We start from the raw sequence: 17,561 nt of genomic DNA on the forward strand, positions 1-17,561 counted from the left end.
AGGGCGAAATCAAAATTGAGATCGACCGGGCAAGATTTGAACAGGATTCCAGGTGGGACGGCCTGAAAGGCTATATCACCAATACACGACTGGGGAAAGACCAAATAATAGAAAACTACAACAATCTGTGGAAAATAGAAAAGGCGTTCAGGATAGCCAAAAGTGACCTAAAAATAAGGCCGGTATATCATAGGGCCCAAAGAAGAATAGAAGCCCATATATGTATAGCATTCGTGGCCTACAAAGTGTACAAGGAGCTGGAAAGGCTGTTGAAGGAAAAGCAGTCGGAACTGAGTCCAGAAAAGGCCATTGACATAGCAAAAGGCATCTACACGGTAAGAGTAACCATTCCTTCGAGCCAGCAGACCGTTTCTAAAACAATAATCCTGAACGAAAGTCAAAGAAAATTGGCTGATTTATTCGGTTTTTAGCCTTGGGTGTCCCAGCGCTGAAAACAGGACACAAAGAATAGGTTGAACACTGAGTCCAGCGCAAGTTGCTCTGGACTTGGAACAACGATTTTTTGTTGCCTGTGTACTTCGTACTTAGTACCCTTTTTTTAATGTAAACTCCCAATAAGTACCCTCGGAATTTTAACCGTTTTCACAGAGATGTTACGCTTTATGGCGTTGACACGGAAGTTTTCGATAACTTCCAGTACATCGTAATCTATAGATTTGGAGTTAGTACCGTCGATGATTACCTCTTTACCATCCTCAATATTATCTAATGCTTGTATAAGGGCACCTTTGTTCAGAAAGCTAACCTCCTCGGCCAGCATAATGTGTACGATGGCTGGATTTTCTTCTGGCTGAGATTTGAAGAAGTAGCTGTTTTTAAAGTTTCTCATGACAATATAAACTATAGCCACAGCCATCCCCATTCCAATTCCCTTCAATAAATCCGTGAAAACTATGCCTACTATTGTGACAATAAAAGGTAGAAACTGGTCCCAGCCAAGTTTGAACTGAATCTTGAAAAGGGAGATCTTGGTTAATTTATAGCCAATAAGCAGAAGGATGGCAGCTAAACTGGCCAGTGGAATGAGGTTGAGCAACATGGGGATCATCATAGCACTTCCTAGTAGAAGAATGCCGTGAAAGATTGCTGAAGCCTTTGTCTTGTTCCCCGCGGTGATGTTTGCTGAACTTCGTACGATTACCGCAGTTAAAGGCAGGCCTCCAACCAGGCCGTTAATCATGTTACCGGTGCCTTGGGCGATGAGTTCGCGGTTTGGCGGTGATATTCTCTTATAAGGATCAATCTTGTCAGCAGCCTCCAAACTCAGCAGGGTTTCCAAGCTGGCGATAATGGCAATCGTGAATGCCACTATCCAAACTTGGGGCATTAAGAAACCGGAAAGATTAAATGTTGTAAGCTCTGCAAAAAAGCCTTCCACACCAGAAATTGCCGGTAAGCTTACTTTTTGTGTGTCAATGTAAAGGTTAGGAACAAAGAATTTAAAAAATTTATTGATACCTACTCCTCCAAGAACCACTAACAAAGGTCCCGGAATATATGTAAGTATTTTATTGTTCTTAATTGCCGGCCTTTCCCAAAGCAGGAGAACGAATAAGGAGACTATTGTAATAATCAAAGCTCCGTAGGAAAGTTCATTGGTTAACTTACCTAGGTCTTCTACTGCCTGAAAGTCATTTACGAATGGGATAAAAGTCGCTAAATCACTAGTTGTATTTACCCCGAAGGCATAAGGAATCTGCTTAATGATCAAGATAATTCCAATTCCGGCAAGCATGCCCTTGATTACCGAAGTGGGGAAATAATATCCGATTACACCCGCTTTTAAGAAACCTAATACAATTTGCATAGCCCCTGCGATAAAAACTGCAGTTAAAAACAGTTCAAATACCTGTAGTTCGGTGATAGCATTTAGCACAATTACCGTAAGCCCTGCTGCCGGACCGGAAACAGAGGTGTTGGAGCCTGACATGAAGCCTACCACAATTCCTCCTACGATTCCTGCAATTATGCCGGAGAACAACGGTGCACCAGATGAAAGTGCAATACCCAAACACAATGGCAAGGCCACTAGAAATACTACCAGTCCGGCTGGTAGGTCGGCGGCCAAATTGGAAAACAAACTGAATTTATTTGCCTTGTTCATAATCTAGAAGGTTAATTGAGAAAAATAGGGGAACAGGTATATCACCAAACCTGCGAAAAAGTCCAAGGTACTAGGAAGGTTAAAACAGCAGTGTCTTAATTGGGTAGTTCATTTATGATTATTTGTGGATTTCCTGTAAAAATAAAATAATTATTGGATGTATGGTGGTGTTTTGGGATAAATATTTTAAAAAGGAAAAGTGAAACCATTCAGGTTTTGAAGGTTCAGAGAGTTTTAATTGTAAGTTCCAATCAAATGGAAAAATTATAAGCCTTCCAAATTAATTGGAAGGCTTATGGAGTTTTATTTGCCCGTGTAATTGAACGGTGTGATTTGTTGGAGCTCTTTTTTGATTTCATCGCTGACGTTCAGCGTAATGATGAATTCTTTGATGGAGCTTTCGGTGATTTTGGAGTTTGTTCTGGTTAGCTCCTTGAGCGCCTCGTATGGTTTTGGATAGGCTTCTCTTCGCAAGATGGTCTGGATGGCCTCTGCCACTACTGCCCAGTTTTCCTCCAAGTCAGCATCAATAGCGGCTTGGTTGAGCTCAAGTTTACCCATTCCTTTCTTCAAAGATTCAAATGAAATAAGCATATGAGCCAAAGGTACACCGATGATTCTTAGCACTGTACTGTCAGTAAGGTCTCGTTGAAGACGGCTTATAGGAAGTTTGGCGGCCAAATGCTCCAAAAGAGCGTTGGCAATGCCTAAATTTCCTTCTGCATTTTCAAAATCAATTGGGTTGACCTTGTGTGGCATGGCCGAGGAACCCACTTCTCCTGCTTTGATTTTTTGCTTAAAGTAGTTCATGGCCACATACTGCCAGATGTCCTTTGAGAAGTCCAATAGGATAGTATTGATGCGTTTCAGGGCATCAAATTGTGCGGCTAAGTTGTCGTAATGTTCAATTTGGGTGGTAGGGAAGCTTCTTTCTAGGCCTAGGTATTCTGTTACGAAAGTATCAGCAAATCCATGCCAGTCATTTTCAAAATAAGCCACATAATGAGCATTCATGTTCCCTGTTGCTCCGCCAAATTTTGCAGAATATGGGACCTGCTTCAATAAATCAAGTTGTCTTTCCAATCTGTTGGCGAAAACAAGCATTTCCTTGCCCAGTTTGGTAGGAGAGGCAGGCTGCCCATGGGTTTTGGCCAATAGGGGAATATCTTTCCAGTCATTAGCCATTTTTTTGATTCCAGATAAGACCTCATCGAAAGTTGGGAGGATGACCTTTTCCAACCCTTCCTTCATCATGAGAGGTGTGGAGGTATTGTTGATGTCTTGGGAAGTGAGCCCAAAATGAATAAATTCCTTATACTGCTCCAAGCCAAGCCCGTCAAATTTTTCCTTTAGGAAATATTCAACAGCCTTTACATCATGGTTGGTAGTTTTTTCAATGTCCTTTATGCTTTGGGCGTCCGCTTCATTGAAGTCGGAAGTAATAGCTCGAAGCTTTTGAAACATAGAGGAATCAACTGATTTTAGCTGGGGAAGGGGCATCTCACATAGGGCGATGAAGTATTCCACTTCCACATGCACCCGGTATTTTATAAGTGCAAATTCAGAAAAATATTCACGAAGGGCTTCAGTTTTGCTTCCATACCTACCATCGATAGAGGATACTGCGGTCAGAGTATTTAAAGTCATTGGTTTAGCTTGATTGGTTATTGACAGTACAAAGTTAAATCTTTAAGTAGGAATAAAAAGGGGGAGCAGAGTTGCGCTGAGTTTAAAAATGCCCAATCGCGGAAGGAAATTGGTCACTAAGTCGCTCTAAGTTCAAAAGAAGTCGCACGAAGGAATGAATTGAAAATTAGGAATGAGGAATTAACGGTGCCCCCATTCCTAATTCTCCATTCAAAATTAATAAAGTGGACACAAAGGGCTCAAAGGAAAAGAAGGGCACAAAGGAATGGATTGAAAGGGAAAGGGTCACCCACCACGCCTGTGCGCCGTGGCGTAGCGGCCAAGCGAAGTCTCACAAAGGGAAAAAGAAGTCTCACAAAGTAAAATAGTGACATTTGCTATGATCGGCCACCTGGGCTAAAAGAGAAAGAAGGGCGCAAAGGTGAGTTCTCCTGGTACTTCGTATCTGGTACATGGTACTTTAAACATCTTTCCCCCGATCTGTTTTATATAAGAGAGAATTTATTTTTTATGTATAAAGTATTCATTACAGTAATTTTTCTGGGATTTTATTGCGGGCAGGTCCGGGGGCAGACCGACCCGGATGGGTATGAGTTTGAAGTGGAGATTTTTGAGATTGACGATGACATCACAATTGATGGGCGGCTTGAAGAGGGGGCTTGGGGTAGAGCGAAAAAGGTTACAGGATTTATACAGCAATTTCCCGATGAAGGTGACCAGCCCCAAGAGGACACTGAGGTTAAAATCATGTATGACAACAGGTTTCTCTATATAGGTGCCAGGATTCATGACAAGACGGAGGGTCCCCATATCATTTCATCTTTGCAGCGGGACTATGATTTTTTCGAAAATGATGCCTTTGGCGTACTTCTCGGTCCTTACGATGATGGTGCAAATGGGTTCTTTTTCGCAGTCAACCCATTAAATATCCAGCTTGAAGCCTTAGTTACTAATGGGGATAATCTACAGGAAGTGTGGGATAATCGATGGACTTCTGCCGTACAGGTGTATGATGATTATTGGGAGGTTGAAATCGCCATACCATTCAAAACATTAAGATTCAATGAGGGAACAGATTATTGGAGGATAAATTTTATACGAAACGACAGGAAAAACTTTCAGACGTCCTCCTGGGTGCCTGCGCCCATCCACCAAAACTTGATAAATTTGGCTTTTGCCGGTTATATGCTTTGGGAAAACCCACTTAGAAGTAGAGGGCCAAATATTTCGATAATTCCTTATGTGGCTGGCAACACCATGAAAAACCATGAAGCAGGCACCCCTTCAGAACAAGGAGCAACCGCCGGTCTGGATGCTAAAATTGCTATTACGCCTGCCTTGAATCTAGATCTCACTTTGAATCCAGATTTTTCAACTGTGGAAGTAGATCAGCAGCAAACCAACTTGGATAGGTTTGAAATTTTTTTTCCAGAAAGGAGGCAGTTTTTCCTGGAAAATGCAGATTTGTTTGCGGACTTTGGTTTCACCTCCATCCGTCCATTTTTCTCCCGGAGAATTGGGATTGCGACGGACAGCATAGGTCAAACCACCGAGAACAGGATTATTGGTGGGGCCAGACTAAATGGGAAAGTTGGTGATAATTTTCGGCTAGGGTTATTGAACATGCAGACCGCTAGGGAGGATGGAGTTGGCTTCCCGGGACAGAATTTTACAGTGGCTACTTTTCAGCAAAAGATGTTTTCTAGGTCCAATATTGCTGGCATTTTTGTCAACAGGGAAACTACAAGCAGACCCGAAGGGGGGACGGACCTACCTGCCTACAATAGATTAGTTGGGCTCGACTACAATTTGGCCTCCCCGGATGATAGGTGGAACGGGATATTTTTTGTGCATAAAACATTCAGCCCGCATTTGAGTGGGGACGATTTTTCCCATGCGAGTTATTTGAGGTACAATACTCGAAGGTTTGAGGTAACCTGGAACCATGAGTATGTTGGGGAAAACTTCAATGCTGAAGTTGGCTATGTGCCAAGGGTGGGCTATTGGAGGCTGGAACCAAGTGCTGAATTCCGGATTTATCCCCTAGGGACAGCGGCTCAGGTGCATAAGTTTAAAGTGTATTATGACCTGTATAAGGATAGCAATTTTGGTTTGAAAACTGATGAAAGGTTTACCTTCAATTATAGGATGGAATTCAGAAATACGGCTTACTTGAACTTCAGGCTTTATAATGAATTTATTTACCTCTTTTTTCCTTTCGATCCGACCCGGACAGGCGGGGAGCAATTGTCTGAAGGAACTACCCATCAATATACCCGGGCCGGGCTGACCTATGTGTCGGATGTTAGGAAACGGTTAAATTTCTACGCCAGTACCTATTATGGAGGCTTCTACAATGGAACCCGTGGGTATGTAAGAAATGAAATTATCTACAGGGCTCAGCCCTATGGGTCAGTTTCCCTCTTCGCAGAATATAACAGTATTAGCCTTCCTGAGCCTTATAACAGTGCCGACCTTTGGCTGGTAGGGCCAAGGTTTGAGGTGTCCTTTACAGACGAACTTTTCCTAAGCACCTTTATCCAGTACAATAATCAGATCAATAACATCAATCTCAATACTCGCTTTCAATGGAGATTTAGGCCTGTTTCGGACTTGTTTATTGTGTATAGGGATGATTATTTCCCTAACCTGCAAGTGAAGAATAGGTCGGTGGTGTTGAAGCTGACTTATTGGTTGAATTTGTAGTCAAGGAAGGCAATTGGTCACGAAGGAAGGCAATTGGTCACAAAGTATCACGAAGTTTAGAAAGAAGTCTCGCAAAGTAAAAAATCCGTACTTTGAAATGGGGCACAATGGGCACGAAGGAAAAGAAGGGCACAAAGGAATGGATTGAAAGGAAAAGGATCACAAAGGTATTATGTTTGAAAAGTAAAGCATAAGCTAAAATTCTTAAATTAAAGGTATAATCCTACTTATCACTTTAAAAGAACATAGCTTATGCCACGCACTAAAGTTAACCAGAAATCCTTTGAAGGACAATGCTTCTATATCGGAATCGATGACCACTTAAGAAACTGGCTGGTCTCCATCTTCGGGGAGCTTTATGAACACAAGACCATGAGCAGGGACAGAAATCCCGACCAGTTGGCCGATTACATGAATGCGAGCTTTCCGGGAGGGACATACAAAGCTGTTTATGAAGCGGGTTTCAGCGGATTCGGCACCTGTAGGAGGCTCAACGAACTTGGTATTGAATGTATGGTCCTCAATGCGGCCGATGTGCCGACGAGCCAAAAAGAAAGGCTTCAGAAAAACGATTCGGTCGATGCCAGGAAGCTGGCCAGAATGCTCCGTGGCGGTGAGCTTGAGGGCATCCATGTCCCAGATACCATTCTAGAGGCTGACCGTACGCTGTGTCGGGTCCGGGATACTCTTGTCAAGGATATGACCCGGAACAAAAGCAGGGTAAAATCTATCCTCATGCAGTTTGGGGTAGAGATCCCTGCCCGCTTTTCGGCAGTGCAGACTAGGTCATGGTCAAAGGTTTATATGGAATGGGTTCTGGGGCTTGAAGAACTACATCCGAGTATTAGGCAGACTATAGCCGCCTTGGTGGAGAGCGGCATGGCGCTGAAAAAAAATATTCTGAATATAACCCGTCAGATACGCGAACTTGCCGAAAGTGACAGGTATCGGGATAATTGCGATAGATTAATAACCATACCCGGTGTGGGGCTGGTTACGGCTATGAACCTGCTGACCCAGCTGGGCGATATAGAGCGGTTCAAAACACTGGATGAGCTTTGCCATTATATCGGTATTGTGCCGAACACCAGGAGTTCCGGTGAAAAAACTGCCACCGGCAAGATAACCAGAAGAGGCAGGAAGAAAATTAAGATCTTGCTCATTGAGGCCTCTTGGGTAGCCGTAAGAAAGGATCCTGCCCTGATGGCAAAGTTTAACGAACTGAGCAAAAGGATGAATAAAAACAAGGCAATCATCAGGATCGCCAAAAGCCTGCTCAACAGAATCCGCCACATGCTCCGCCATAAGACAGAGTATGTGACCGGTGTAACGGGTTAAGGAATTTTAAAAAACCAATAATGACCGAGTAATCTTGGAAAATTGGACGGGGAATAAACGGTAGTGTGTGCCTGCGGCACCCGTAAGGGAGGACCGTTACACAAAGGTTACGTCCCCTTCCTCTTTAAAATGAAAAATACATTGCGGCCGAAACGGACTGCTGATAGGAGATTAATTGAAGAGGTTACAAAAGGTCAAATTATATGTATATGAGGAATACGGGATTTATCTTTTCCCCCTAAATACAAAGATAGTTCTTCCCGAATTCCTGTAAAGGCTGAAATGAACGGCGCTGGGGCGCCGGCCTTGACAGGAACCCGTCCAGAACTGAGAACCGCATTTAAGAGGAAAAAGATAAATACAGGAAAAGTATGCAAAAAAATAGCTTATTCCTTGATTTTCAACATAGGAGTCACACCAAGTTCAAAAAGAAGTCGCACGAAGGCTTGTTCTTTAAATCGGACTCGACACCACTAGCTCTAGTACTCCACCCTCCATTCATGGATCAAATTAAGGGGGTTCAAACTTTGTTTTGCCGAAAATAATTCTTGGAGGTTTTTAGGTGATTTTAATCCTTACTTTTGCCGCATGGTAATGAGGTTAGGAATCTTTTTGGTGTTGTTCTCCATGCTATCCCCTGTGCTTGCAGGAAAGGGTGATAAGGATAAGAGGAGACCTTTTGAGATGAATGTGATCAAGACTGATCAGCAGATCAGGATCGATGGACAGTTGGATGAGGAAATCTGGGGCGAGGTGGAACCCATAAGCGGTTTTGTACAGCAGTTTCCGGAAGAAGGAGATCCGGCTACGGAGATGACTGAGGTAAAAATGATCTATGATGACGACTTTTTATATGTGTCAGCTGTCATGTATGACAAAACCCCCGGCGCTAATATCGTTTCTTCCCTGAAAAGAGATTTTATATTTGCCGACAACGATGCTTTTGGGGTGATTCTTGGCCCTTACGATGATGGTAACAATGGGTTTTTCTTTTCTGTAAACCCCTGGAACATACAACTTGAAGGTCTTGTAAATAATGGGACCAATGTGTCGGAAGTGTGGGACAACCGTTGGTATTCTGCGGTGCAGCGTTATGAAGGGTATTGGACAGTAGAGATTGCCATTCCTTTCAAAACCTTAAGGTTTACTGAAGGCACGGATTACTGGAAGGTTAATTTTATCCGGAATGATCTTAAAAACTTTGAAACCTCTTCTTGGGTTCCGGTTCCCATTAATCAGCGGATTACCAATTTGGCCTTTACAGGTTACATGAACTGGGAACATCCCTTAAGAAAAACTGGTCCCAATATCGCCTTGATACCGTATGCGGCTGGAAATACATCCAAAGACTTTCAGGGCGGAACCCCATCCGAACAGGGTGGGGCCGTAGGTCTAGATGCAAAGGTTGCACTGACCCCGTCCTTGAACCTTGATCTTACCGTGAACCCTGATTTTTCGACCGTAGAAGTGGATCAGCAACAGACCAACCTTAACCGTTTTGAGCTTTTTTTTCCGGAAAGAAGGCAGTTTTTTCTAGAAAACTCCGATCTTTTTTCTGACTTCGGATTCAGGCAAATTAGGCCTTTCTTCTCCAGAAGGATAGGTATTGCCACCGACAGTATGGGGCGCTCATCAAACAATCGGATCCTTTATGGCGCCAGATTGAATGGAAATGTGGGGGATAACCTTCGCGTGGGTCTACTTAATATGCAGACAGCCAACGAAGATGAAATTGGATTCCCGGGGCAGAATTATACCGTTGCAACCTTCCAGCAGAAAGTGTTTAGCCGCTCAAGTATAGCAGGAATTGTGGTAAATAGGCAGACCACCACACCAGGAGAGGTTGGTAGCTCCATTCCCGATTTCAACCGGATGGTTGGGGTAGATTACAATCTGGCCTCAAGAGATAACAAATGGAACGGTAAGTTTTTCTATCATCAGACCTTCAGTCCGCACAAAAGCGGTGATGAATATGCACATGCTTCTTATCTAGGATACAATACTAAGAACTGGCATATCATGTGGAACCATGAATATGTAGGTGAAAATTACAACGCAGAGGTGGGTTTCGTGCCAAGAAGAGGGTACTGGAGGTTCGAACCAAGTGTTCAATACAGGTTTTTTCCAAAGGGTAAAAAGGTGCTTCAGCACAGTTTTAGATTAAGTTACGATACTTATACCGATAGAGACTTCTCCTTTATGACTGATGAGTGGAGAACTTTTACTTATAGGTTGGAATGGAAAAATACCTCAAGCTTGAACTTTAGAGTTTTCAATGAGTATGTATACCTTTTTGCCCCATTTGACCCTACCCGTACGGGAGGGGAAAGGTTGGAAGCTGGTACAGATTACAGATTTACCCGTGCAGGCGTGACCTATACATCAGATACCCGGAAGTTTTTTAATTACAGCACACAGGTTTATCACGGGGAATATTTTAATGGAGATAGGTTTTATTGGAGGACAAATTTGAATTATAGAATACAGCCCTACGGAAATATTTCCCTATTCGCAGAGTACAATAAGATCAACATGCCTGCCCCTTACAACAATGCCGATCTTTGGCTGGTGGGGCCAAGATTTGAAGTTTCTTTCACCGATGAACTGTTTTTGAGTACCTTTGTTCAGTATAATAACCAGATTGATAATATTAACATCAATACCAGGTTTCAGTGGAGATTCAGACCGGTGTCGGATCTGTTTATCGTGTACACGGACAATTATTTTCCCGAATACATGCAGGTGAAAAACAGGTCTTTGGTACTGAAATTGACCTACTGGATCAACGTATAAAGGTAAGCACACAGGAATGTTCAATTTATTTAAGAAGAAAAAAGAAGAAAAACCGAAGGGGAGCAAGTACCTTTCGTTGAAAATAAGAGAAGTGGTAAGGGAAACACCGGATACGGTGACCCTATTTTTTGAACAGCCGGAGCCGTATCTGGACTACAAGGCTGGGCAGTTTTTGACCGTTATACTGGATATTGACGGTAAGGAAGAAAGAAGGAGTTATAGTCTTTGCACCTCCCCGTTTATGGATCCTCACCCTGGTATCACCGTTAAGCGAGTGAAAGATGGGCTTGTTTCTAATTATTTGAACGAGAAAATGTTTCCCGGCAAATCGGTTAACATCCTCAAGCCCATGGGGAATTTCACCACCGATGTGCATTCAAAAAACAAGAGACATTTTGTGATGATTGCTGCAGGAAGTGGTATTACACCTGTCATGGGGATCATCAAGTCACTTTTGGTGAATGAGCCCCAAACTAAAATAACTTTGCTATACTGTAGCCGGTCTGAAGAGCAGATAATCTTCAAAAAGCAACTGGAAGAACTGCAGGGGAAATATGAGCAATTGGATGTGGTGCATAACTTGACGCAGCCAGATGAAGACTGGAATGGCCTACGTGGCCGCATAGACGCTGAAAAGATAAAAGAAGTGCTTTCAACAAGAGCTTACCCTAAAGCGGAAAGCAAAAAGTTCTACCTTTGCGGTCCCGAGGGTTTGATGGCTACGGCCAAGGAAACCCTTTTGGCCATAGGTGAAAGCAAGGAGGATATCATTCAGGAAAGCTTCTTTACCTCAGCCTCTGAAGATGCGGGTGACCCAACCGCTCAAGCAGTAGGGGAAGTGGCTGAATTGACCAGAACGGTATCCGTTATTTTGGAAGGTGAAGAGTTTAGCTTTGATGTTTCTCCTGATAAAACCATCCTTGAAGCAGGACTGGATGAAGATCTGGAAATGCCTTACAGCTGTCAGAGTGGACTGTGTACCGCGTGTATGGGCAAGTTGGTTTCCGGTGAGGTCAAAATGGATGAGGATGCAGGTTTGTCTGAAAGTGAAAAGAGTGAAGGTTATATCCTTTGCTGTGTCTCCAGGCCGATGAGTGGGGATGTTAAGATTGAGATTGAGTAAAAAAAGATAAACCACAGAGTCACAGAGGTCTCTGAGATTAAAATTTTTCTTAGTGTCTTTGCGTGGTTAAAATAAAAAACCGCAGAGGATCAGAGATCGCTGAGAGAATATAACTCTTGGCACTCTGCGTCTCTGCGGTTAAATTCATATAATGGAAAAGTTAATTAATATAAAAGCCAGGTTCAGAGTATTGGAGCGCAATGTGCTTATTCTTACCGGTTTGCCTTTACCCGCGTTTGCCTTTGCTTATTTGTATACCAACAGCCCAAACATGAGGCTGGATCTTCCGGTGCTTCCGGAAATGGTAGGCAGTGTCCTGCTAAGTGTGGTGTTCGCGCTATTGGTGCTGCAATGGCTTAATTTCCATCAGGGCATGAAAAGAAACCGTAAAAGTGATCTGCCACTTGAAGATAAAATGGCCCGCTATGAGACCCTGACTATTCAGCGGTTTTGGAAGCTGTTTTTTGTCGGTTTTGCCTGCGCTGTAGGGCTTTTATTGTTCCAAAGTGCGGGATTTACGCTAGCTTATGCCGTGACCTTGGTATATGTTTCCTTAGGCAAGCCTACCCCAGATCGGATCGCCAAGCTATTGAGGCTGAAAGGCGAGGAGAAGGATATGGTGTATGCTATTAATCAACGGGAGTAGTTTTTTAGGCAGGTTTCAATTACTTTAATTATTTACTCTCGGTTCCACCCACAGCAAAGAAGCGGAAATTACAATCAATCCAAACAACCACCAAGGAGAAGGGGCAGACTTTTCGGTAATGGATTCTGTCGTGCGGGATGAATGTTGGTGTTTGATAAAGTGAGAAATGAGATGATTTTGATACGCTTGCCCGAATTCCTCTCCATACACATAGACCTCCAAGGAATCAGCAAAACCGATCCAGCCCTCCCCGGAAGGGATCCATTTTCCTTTTTTTACAAAAGAATTGATTGCCGAGCTTCCCAAAAATACGGTGTCTTGTTCAAAAATCACCTCCTCCAAAGAATTCGGAGAGTTGATTTCAAAATCCATGGCCAGATTGCTGAAAACAGGCTGCTGAATGGAGAAGTAATCTCCCTCAGCAGGCCGCATGGGATTGAAGATCTGGTCCCAGATCTCACCATAGCGGACAGTGTCACCTTGGAAGGCAATTGGAAAGGTGTTTTCCAAAAGGCTGACCCCAATCTTTATTCCCCCAAGTTCCTGGTAAGCAAATGCCCCATCAAAAAACTCCCACTGGTTGGACTTTTCAGTCATTCGGTAGGGTAGGGCGGTTAGGTTGGATTCTATTTGCCTGTTGCCTTCTTGACTAAGCCGGTTGAGTTGAAATCTAGTGCCAAATGCCCGGTTGATCTGTAGGATTTGGGTTTCAGGGTTGTCAAAATTGGTAAATAGCAGGCTTGCCCCTTTCTCCGCGGCTTGCTTGATTGCAGGGGTGTTGGCCATGGTAGGTTCTGTGATATAAAACTGCGCCGTCTCGGCGCCTGTTCGGGCAGTCTGCTGTGCTTCTGTGGAAGTTTGGATGCTGCTGCTCAAATCCTGCCCCTGTCTTCCCAACCATTCGGCCAATCGGCGGATTTCCATATCGGGGTAACTGAATAGTAGGTTATAATGCAAAGCTGCATTGGGTACGGCAAAGAACCTGATCAACCCTTTTTCCTCTCCATTAACCCTTAACGAAAGTTCGTTTCTCCCGCTAGCTTTTGCTTGGAACTGTAATTTGAAATTATGTTCGCTTGGTGATAGAAGTAGGCTATCAAGTTTCTCGTCGCCAAAATGTATGCTGATCTCCGTTGCCTCAGTGAATTCCAGATTCCCCCTAACCGTCTGCATTTCCCCTTGTCGCAAGATACCCTCCCAATGAAGGTTGGTGAATTCCCTGACTTTAAAATCGCTAAACCACTCTACACTGGATCCATGCAGTTTGGCTAAATCCTCCGGTTGAAAATTATGTCCTAATAGGAAGACCTCATTTCTTTTTCCCTCATAATCATCGATGGTAATCATTTCTGGCAATCCCAAACTATCTTTCCAGTATTGGGCTGCCTCTCGGGAATTGCTTCCGTCATAAACCAGGATTTTTATAGCCACGGATTCTTTTTCTGCATAGGGAGCCAAAATGAGCATGGCCACACTTATTAAAAAAAGAATGTTAAGCCCCATCCGGATTGCCTTTCGGGTAGGGGAAAGGTTTTTGGTGCTAAGGACAAACATCACTTGCAACGCCAATATGGCTGCCAATAGAAAGAGCAGTATCACGCCCCAGATATCATCAAAAGGAAACTCAAAATTGATCATGGCAGGTTTTTCCAAAAGTTTTTCTCCAACTGTTGATTTCCACGGGATTGGTTAGTCTTGGGCTGACTTTTTACAAAAGCAATCAGTTTTTGTTGCAGCCTGGATTTTTCTTCCGGTGCTAGACTTTCTCCAGATTCCAGCTTTTGCAGACTGATGAGTTGATTCCAATCGTCCAATCCGGAGGACTGCATGCGTGCTGCCCATAGGTTTCCAAATTCCTGAATGGTTTGAAGGTCATTGTTAGAAGGATTGCTTTTCTCCAAAATACCCAAAACCTTTGCCGCCAAACCGGTCATTCTCTCTTCATCAAAATCCAAAAGTCTGAGTTCCTGAGGATGGATTTTTTCTAGGTCACCAGAAAGCCTCTTTTCGGCTTCACGGATCGGTGGTGGATCGAACCCAGTCCTTTTCACATACACCCTTGATTTCTGCTGAACAGACTTAAGAAGTTCGAGCGCTTTGTTTTGAAAAGGAAGCGCTTTTTCCGGTTCGAAGAGCCTCAAATGCAGCTCGGACTGCCACATGTTTTCTAGGGCAGACTTTAGAATATTACGAGTTGATTCCTCATAGAAGGTATTCATCTCATCATCCTCATGTGCGTGGATGAAATTTTCCAGCAAATTCCCTAACCCTCCATCGTCTTTGCTTTGACTGCTTGTTTCCTCATGCTCATGGCTGTGCCCGTGGTCATGCGAATGGCCATGATCGGGCTCATGTTCACCTTCTTGATCATGTTTGTGCATGAAGCCTTCCAAAAGGTCCCCATCCCCATCGGCCATGGGATCGCCCCCGCCTGCGCTGCTCTCAAACTCTTCCCCGAGATATTGTCCATACCGCATGCGCAGAAGTTTTTGGTCATAACCGATTTCATTGGAAGTGGAGTTGAATGCTTTTTCAGCTTTTTTGCCCCTTTCAGAAATTAGCTTTTCGGTATCAATGATTATCTGCCGCTGACTCCTGAAGTATTCCGGCAATACCTGCACGGCCATAGTAGTAAGCTCTGCTTCACTCATGGCAGTGGTGTCCCTGTATTTGATGAAATAAGTCTCGGAACGTGCCGTATTTGCCTCTGGCTGCCGGTTGTCCTTGGCTGCCCAATAATAATAGAGCTCATCCCCAGGCTGAAAGGTAAGCTGCTCCAAATCAAGGGTTCTTTTTAAATTAGCGCTTTTGAAATTGCTTTCTTCAAACGGAATGCGTGTTTCCCTGAATTTGACATTTTCTCCAGAACCCCTGGCTAAAGTGGCGACCATATACACTTCTGTCACCAAAAAGTCATCGCTGACCTTAGCAGACAAATCAATCTGTTGCTCATCCCTGATGGAATGATAGGTATACAGTTCCTTTTCCTTGGGTTCAATTACTGGGGCTCGGTCCTGTATGGCTTCTATTTTATAAAAAGGCGTGCGAAAAATCTCTTCATCCTCTCTGAAAGCCCTGATGGAATAAATTCCAGAGGTGAGAACTTTATCACTTAAGTGAAAACCGTTACCTTTTTGGGTGAAAGAGATTTTATCTCCCGCCTGGTTGACAAGGGATACCTCAAGGTTGTCTTGTAGGTTGAATGTCATTTCCCACTGAATCTGGCTTCCTGCTATGGTTGAAATGTTGAGGTCCTTGCTTTTACGTGGCTTGATACCCGTATAAGCTGGAGGCTGAATGTTAACTTGCGTTTTTTCCAGTGAAACAGGTTTTTCTGCATCATCGGCTAAAACGGGTGTTGTCCTGGTGCTTCTAGGTTCGTTAAAGTTACTGCCAGTTGTGGAAAAATAAGGGGCTATCCAGAAAACAGCAAGGGCAAGAAAAGTAGCTGCCAAAAATGGAAGTATGTTTTGCTGCCAAACAGTTGGTGGACGCAAGGTGGAAGCCTGTTGATTTAGCCTTTCTAGTTGTAATTGCTCGGCAAGGGTAGGGTTTGGTTTTTTCAAGAGCTCAAGGCTATACTCCAGATTGTCCGAGGACCGGTGAAGGTGGCGGAATGAGTCTGAGGTTTTTTCCCCGAACGCCCCAAGTAAAAATGATGCTGCTATAAACATCAAGAGGCCAAGGGTTGTCATAAGCCAAAAGGGAACATTTACAACCATCATAATCAGGCAAGCCGCAATCGCCAAAGCAATTCCTTTTATCAAGGCATTTATCCTCAATTGAGCGCTGACATTTGAAATGGATTTCTGAAGATGGTTCATGATGAACAGTAGTGCTTCCTTGCTTTCTGCTTAATACAACAAGTTGAAAATATAATCATTCAATCTGAGAACTCTATAGGCTATTTTATCAAAGGTCTAGAGCTAATTTAAAAATTGATGTAGATTTGAAAAATGTGAGGAAAATTACGGTCAGGTCAAGAAAAAATACGTATATTAGAGAAAGGAAAAATTATATGGCCATCGTTAATGATTTTCAGATAATGTATGAGGTTGACCGAGGCGTCCACATTAGGCGCTTTGATGATCTCCTCCAAAAATCCGGCCTTCAAAAGCAGGTGCTGGCGGCATTGATGGGTTTGGATCCTCGTACCATTGATAATTACCGCAAGCAGGCCAAGAAGTTTGGCTCTTTGGAAGGGGAGCTATTGCTTAAGCTCGATGGGCTTTTTGATTTTGGTCAGGGCATTTTTGAAAGCAAAGAGGCTTTTTTAGAATATATCAATACACCTGCTTATGGTTTTGATAATAAGAAGCCGATTGACTTTTTGAATACCTTTACTGGGGTGGAGTTGGTCACTCAGGCGCTGCATAGGATCGCCCATGGTTATGTGGCTTAATTGATGGAGCTTTTCAGAATCACTTATCAGGAATTTTCAGACAAACTATTTGCGCCCGGTTTTGCGGGTAGATGGAACAAAGTAGGGGAGGAGGTGATTTACACGGCTTCCTCTAGGTCTTTGGCCTGCCTGGAAAACCTAATCCATAAAAGGGTGAACAGTCCAATGAAAAACTTCCGGACCATGGTCATTTATCTTCCTGACCAAAGCCCCGTAGTGCAGATAAACCTATCACAGTTGCCCAAAATCTGGAATCAATCCGAGTTTTGCAACCAGTGTCAGAAACTGGGTTCCAAATGGTTCCAAAAGAAATCCTCCCTTTTGCTCCGAGTGCCTTCTGCTGTGATCCCCCACGAGTGTAATTTTGTGATCAATACTTTACATGAGGATTATAAGCATGTTAAGTTAATTGATGTGTTGCCATTTTACTTTGATAAAAGGCTGTGATCTATGAGTTGTCCGCCTACCTAGGCGGAGGACCACGACGGTAACCTTCATTTTTGTGACCACATTCATCCATCCCCGTTCACCCGTGAATAGAACAATGACAACAATGACAACTGAGGTCCGCAGGGCCGAGACAACAGTCCCGAACAACGCAGCATTTTCGGGATGGACAACCACGTCACAACAATCCACCTCTCCAAAAAAAGCAGTACCAAAGCTGGGGAAAAATAGATTAAAAGCTGCAGTTTAGCTATCCTTCCTCTGTACCAGTCTAGTAGCAACGTTGGGGTAACGTTAGGGTAACGTTGGGGATATGTAGACCTAAGCCCCTGAA

Annotated in this window: 12 protein-coding genes; 8 read left to right on the forward strand and 4 right to left on the reverse strand. The window is 43.6% G+C overall.

The window, feature by feature from the left end:
- A partial coding sequence (locus tag FPL27_RS19925; RefSeq protein ID WP_221936580.1) for an IS1634 family transposase occupies positions 1-431 on the forward strand: 431 nt, incomplete at its 5' end.
- 128 nt (positions 432-559) lie between these two features.
- On the opposite strand, the gene FPL27_RS03975 is transcribed toward FPL27_RS19925, so the two are convergent.
- Complete coding sequence (locus FPL27_RS03975; RefSeq protein ID WP_143959853.1) at positions 560-2,125, reverse strand: SulP family inorganic anion transporter; 1,566 nt, start codon at positions 2,123-2,125, stop codon at positions 560-562.
- 303 nt (positions 2,126-2,428) lie between these two features.
- The gene (gene purB, locus FPL27_RS03980; RefSeq protein WP_143959854.1) at positions 2,429-3,772 is read right to left on the reverse strand and encodes an adenylosuccinate lyase; all 1,344 of its coding nucleotides are present in this window, start codon (positions 3,770-3,772) and stop codon (positions 2,429-2,431) included.
- A gap of 510 nt (positions 3,773-4,282) precedes the next feature.
- On the opposite strand from purB, the gene FPL27_RS03985 reads away from it, so the two are divergent.
- From FPL27_RS03985 to FPL27_RS04005, 5 genes are all read left to right on the forward strand, one after another.
- On the forward strand, positions 4,283-6,478 hold the full coding sequence (locus FPL27_RS03985) for a carbohydrate binding family 9 domain-containing protein (protein WP_143959855.1): 2,196 nt from the start codon (positions 4,283-4,285) through the stop codon (positions 6,476-6,478).
- 252 nt (positions 6,479-6,730) lie between these two features.
- The gene (locus FPL27_RS03990) at positions 6,731-7,816 is read left to right on the forward strand and encodes an IS110 family RNA-guided transposase (RefSeq protein WP_143959643.1); all 1,086 of its coding nucleotides are present in this window, start codon (positions 6,731-6,733) and stop codon (positions 7,814-7,816) included.
- 594 nt (positions 7,817-8,410) lie between these two features.
- Positions 8,411-10,609, forward strand: a complete 2,199-nt coding sequence (locus tag FPL27_RS03995) for a DUF5916 domain-containing protein (RefSeq protein ID WP_235893365.1) — start codon at positions 8,411-8,413, stop codon at positions 10,607-10,609.
- 16 nt (positions 10,610-10,625) lie between these two features.
- The gene (locus FPL27_RS04000; RefSeq protein ID WP_143959856.1) at positions 10,626-11,732 is read left to right on the forward strand and encodes a ferredoxin--NADP reductase; all 1,107 of its coding nucleotides are present in this window, start codon (positions 10,626-10,628) and stop codon (positions 11,730-11,732) included.
- A gap of 151 nt (positions 11,733-11,883) precedes the next feature.
- Positions 11,884-12,378: a hypothetical protein gene (locus FPL27_RS04005; RefSeq protein ID WP_143959857.1), complete on the forward strand. Its 495-nt coding sequence runs from the start codon at positions 11,884-11,886 to the stop codon at positions 12,376-12,378.
- A gap of 24 nt (positions 12,379-12,402) precedes the next feature.
- On the opposite strand, the gene FPL27_RS04010 is transcribed toward FPL27_RS04005, so the two are convergent.
- Positions 12,403-14,016 (reverse strand): hypothetical protein, encoded by a 1,614-nt coding sequence (locus FPL27_RS04010; protein WP_143959858.1) that lies wholly within the window; start codon positions 14,014-14,016, stop codon positions 12,403-12,405.
- Entirely contained in the window at positions 14,013-16,202 is a 2,190-nt protein-coding gene (locus FPL27_RS04015; RefSeq protein WP_143959859.1) for a DUF4175 family protein, read from the reverse strand. Before FPL27_RS04015 ends, FPL27_RS04010 begins: the two co-directional genes overlap by 4 nt.
- 194 nt (positions 16,203-16,396) lie before the next feature.
- Here FPL27_RS04015 and FPL27_RS04020 point away from each other — a divergent pair, with 194 nt between their 5' ends.
- Positions 16,397-16,780 (forward strand): antitoxin Xre/MbcA/ParS toxin-binding domain-containing protein, encoded by a 384-nt coding sequence (locus FPL27_RS04020; protein ID WP_143959860.1) that lies wholly within the window; start codon positions 16,397-16,399, stop codon positions 16,778-16,780.
- 3 nt (positions 16,781-16,783) lie between these two features.
- Positions 16,784-17,227, forward strand: coding sequence for an RES family NAD+ phosphorylase (locus FPL27_RS04025; protein WP_143959861.1), 444 nt, complete (start codon positions 16,784-16,786; stop codon positions 17,225-17,227).
- The last annotated feature ends 334 nt before the right edge of the window (positions 17,228-17,561 follow it).

The organism is Litoribacter populi (assembly GCF_007483685.1).
Classification (GTDB): Bacteria; Bacteroidota; Bacteroidia; order Cytophagales; family Cyclobacteriaceae; genus Litoribacter; species Litoribacter populi.

Coding starts and splice junctions, on each gene's coding strand:
- FPL27_RS03985 (WP_143959855.1), top strand. CDS start 4,283: ATGTATAAAGTATTCATTACAGTAATTTTTCTGGGATTTTATTGCGGG.
- FPL27_RS04010 (WP_143959858.1), bottom strand. CDS start 14,016: ATGATCAATTTTGAGTTTCCTTTTGATGATATCTGGGGCGTGATACTG.
- FPL27_RS03995 (WP_235893365.1), top strand. CDS start 8,411: ATGAGGTTAGGAATCTTTTTGGTGTTGTTCTCCATGCTATCCCCTGTG.
- FPL27_RS04015 (WP_143959859.1), bottom strand. CDS start 16,202: ATGAACCATCTTCAGAAATCCATTTCAAATGTCAGCGCTCAATTGAGG.
- purB (WP_143959854.1), bottom strand. CDS start 3,772: ATGACTTTAAATACTCTGACCGCAGTATCCTCTATCGATGGTAGGTAT.
- FPL27_RS03990 (WP_143959643.1), top strand. CDS start 6,731: ATGCCACGCACTAAAGTTAACCAGAAATCCTTTGAAGGACAATGCTTC.
- FPL27_RS04005 (WP_143959857.1), top strand. CDS start 11,884: ATGGAAAAGTTAATTAATATAAAAGCCAGGTTCAGAGTATTGGAGCGC.
- FPL27_RS04020 (WP_143959860.1), top strand. CDS start 16,397: ATGGCCATCGTTAATGATTTTCAGATAATGTATGAGGTTGACCGAGGC.
- FPL27_RS04025 (WP_143959861.1), top strand. CDS start 16,784: ATGGAGCTTTTCAGAATCACTTATCAGGAATTTTCAGACAAACTATTT.
- FPL27_RS04000 (WP_143959856.1), top strand. CDS start 10,626: ATGTTCAATTTATTTAAGAAGAAAAAAGAAGAAAAACCGAAGGGGAGC.
- FPL27_RS03975 (WP_143959853.1), bottom strand. CDS start 2,125: ATGAACAAGGCAAATAAATTCAGTTTGTTTTCCAATTTGGCCGCCGAC.